3 protein-coding genes are annotated in these 2,690 nt (G+C 66.4%); 1 reads left to right on the top strand and 2 read right to left on the bottom strand.

Going from position 1 to position 2,690, the window contains the following annotated elements; translation table 11 throughout:
• Window positions 1-118: 118 nt before the first annotated feature.
• Window positions 119-1,360, bottom strand: a complete 1,242-nt coding sequence (gene dinB / locus AC0L2B_RS00240) for a DNA polymerase IV (protein WP_473743643.1) — start codon at window positions 1,358-1,360, stop codon at window positions 119-121.
• Window positions 1,361-1,677: 317 nt separating this feature from the next.
• Window positions 1,678-2,046 carry a hypothetical protein gene (locus tag AC0L2B_RS00245; RefSeq protein ID WP_473743644.1) on the bottom strand — a complete coding sequence of 123 codons (369 nt, stop codon included), beginning with the start codon at window positions 2,044-2,046 and terminating at the stop codon, window positions 1,678-1,680.
• A 193-nt stretch (window positions 2,047-2,239) separates the two neighbouring features.
• On the opposite strand from AC0L2B_RS00245, the gene AC0L2B_RS00250 reads away from it, so the two are divergent.
• Window positions 2,240-2,542, top strand: a complete 303-nt coding sequence (locus AC0L2B_RS00250) for a hypothetical protein (RefSeq protein ID WP_023799072.1) — start codon at window positions 2,240-2,242, stop codon at window positions 2,540-2,542.
• Window positions 2,543-2,690 lie beyond the last annotated feature (148 nt).

Raw genomic sequence — 2,690 nt, forward strand, 5'->3', positions numbered from 1 at the left:
AGGGCAGTAGGGCAGTAGGGCAGTAGGGCAGTAGGGCAGTAGGGCAGTAGGGCAGTAGGGCAGTAGGGCAGTAGGGGCCAATTTCCCTATTCCCCTACTCCCTTACTCCCCTACTCCCTTACAGTTCCTTTTCGGCCAGCTCGCGAAACGCGTCGGGGACCGAGCGCGATTGCCCGAGGGTGACCGAGGCATAGCCGACCGCCTCCCAGCCAAAACGGCCGCGGATCTTGTCGATGGCGCGGTCGGCGGTCCAGCGTGCCGCGCCTTTCCTGGTGCCGGGGCGGCGGCGGTCGTCGTCGAGGCCGAGCGGCAGTTCCATCTGCAGGGCAGGTTGCTTCTCCAGATGCGACACGGCGATCGCCAGCAGCGAGATGGTCTTTTCGTGCGGATGATCGACAAGCACCTTGCGCACCAGCGCCTCGGCAATCTCGGCCAGCATCGCGGTTGCCGAAATCGGCTGGTCGAGCGTGACCGAACGCGTCACCGAGCGCAGATCGGCAAAGCGAACGCGGACCGTTACCGTGCGGCCGGGCCGGGTTTTCGCCCGCAGCCTGGTGGCGACCCTTTCGGCCAGATGCAGCAGGGTGGGCACGAAGATTTTTGCCTCGGCCGGTTTCCTGCCGAGCGCCGATTGCGCGCCGGCCGATAGTGCCCGGCGCTGCGTCTCGAGTTTTCGTGGATCGCGGTTCCAGGCCAGCGCGTTGAGCTTTTCGCCCGCCGCCGGCCCGAGCAGGCGCTCCAGCGATTGGGCGTTAAACTTCGCCAGCTCGCCGATGGTGCGCACACCAATGCCGGCCAGCCGCTCCCTGGTGACCGGACCGACGCCCCACATCAGTTCGACCGGCAGATCGTGAAGAAACTCCAGCTCGTGGCGCGGATCGACCACTACCAGCCCGTCGGGCTTGGCCACCTGCGAGGCGATCTTGGCCAGGTGCTTGGTGCGCGCCACGCCGACCGAGATCGGTAGCCCGAGCTCCGCCCGCACCCGGCGGCGGATGGTTGTCGCGATCTCGGCCGGCGGGCCGAACAGATGGGTGCAGCCGGCGACGTCGGCAAAGGCCTCGTCGATGGAAATCCGCTCGACCACCGGCGTGAAATCGCCGAGCACTTGAATAGCCGCATCACCGAGCCGCTGATAATCCTTGAAATGGCCGCCGACGAAAATCAGCCCGGGGCAGAGTTCCCGCGCGCGCCGCCCCGGCATGCCGCCACGCACGCCAAAAGCCCTGGCCTCGTAGGACGCGGCCAAGACGACGCCGCCGCCGACGGCGATCGGCTTGCCGCGCAGGGCGGGGTCGAGCAACTGTTCGACCGAGGCATAGAAAGCGTCCAGATCAGCGTGGAGGATGTTGGCTTCCATCCGGCCCGTTCGCCCGCGGCGGTTCGAACGCCGCATTGTCCTGAGGGTGGGTTTTGTGCGAACATAAAGAGAACAAATAGGGCGGATTGTCAAGGAGCGTGGAGGGCAGGTGGAGGGCAATCGCTTCAGGTCTGCGCTGCCCCTCATTGCCTGCCGGGCACTTCTCCCCGGACGGGAGAAGGACGCCGTCGCAAAGGATTTCGTCAATGTCCGGCGTTGCAGAAGTGGAGCTGACGCTGCGGCCAGCCCTTCGCCCCGTCACTATACGGGGAGAAGGTGCCGGCAGCGGGGCAGCGCCGACGTTACTCACATCCAGCTTACGCCGCCTGCCGTGACCAGAGGCGGTGGCCGTAGCGGCGGAAGAAGCGCGCCAGCAGAAGCTGCTGCCTGGCGCGGGCGAGATCGGCGCCGCGCCTTTCCTGGCGCCAGCGCGGCATGTTGCGATAACAGGCAATGAAGCGGGCGGCGTCCTCGAGCGCCTCCTCCGCCGACTGCGCCGGGCGGATCGCCGCCAGGAACAAGGCCTCGCCGAGCTTCAGCCGGTCGACCAGCGCCTTGCGCTGGCCATGGCCGAGGCGCGCCCCGCCTATGCCGTCGCGGCGGATGGTGGCGAAGGCGGCGAGCATGGCCGGGCTGTCGCCGCTATAGCCGCAATCGCGGGCGAACTGGGCGGAGAGGGCGTCCATCTTCGTCTCCTTGGCTGGCGGCGGCGCGACGGAGACCCGGTCCCGTCGCCCATTCGTCTGGGAAATCGAATATAAGCAGAACTCAAAAATTGGCACAAGTTAAACTTTTGCATGGGTTGAGCGGAACCGACTCGACTCTTCGGGAAAAACCCCTAATGTTGTGAACAAAACAGGAACTGAGGCATCAGGGACGATGGCATTGCCGGGCAAGGAAGCAACGATCGCCGAGGTCGTCTCGATCGCGGTCGAGTGTATCGATTGCGGTCGAAACAGATGGTGGAAGCCGGCCGAGCTGAGGCGTTTCGGGGTGACCGCGCAGACGCCGCTGGCGGCGCTGTCGGGGCGGCTTCGCTGCTCGGCCTGTCGCGCCGATGGCCTGCCGGGCGCGGCGGTCTCGATCCAGGCGGCGTTCATCGATGAGCGGCAGCAGCGCCGCGCCGAGGCGCGGATGCTTGGCGAGCGCGAGGTTCCGCTGGAGAGATCCAGGCGGGCTTGATGGCGCCCGCTTGCGGGCAGGGGAATCGCATGGGAAGCTGAGGCTTCGAGGCTTTCGCTCTACGATGTACCCCCACCCCTAGCCCCTCCCCACTGTTTGGACCGGAGACATCGCGAACAGGTGTGCGAGGACATCGCGAACAGTTTGC

The organism is Mesorhizobium sp. WSM4815 (genome assembly GCF_055811575.1).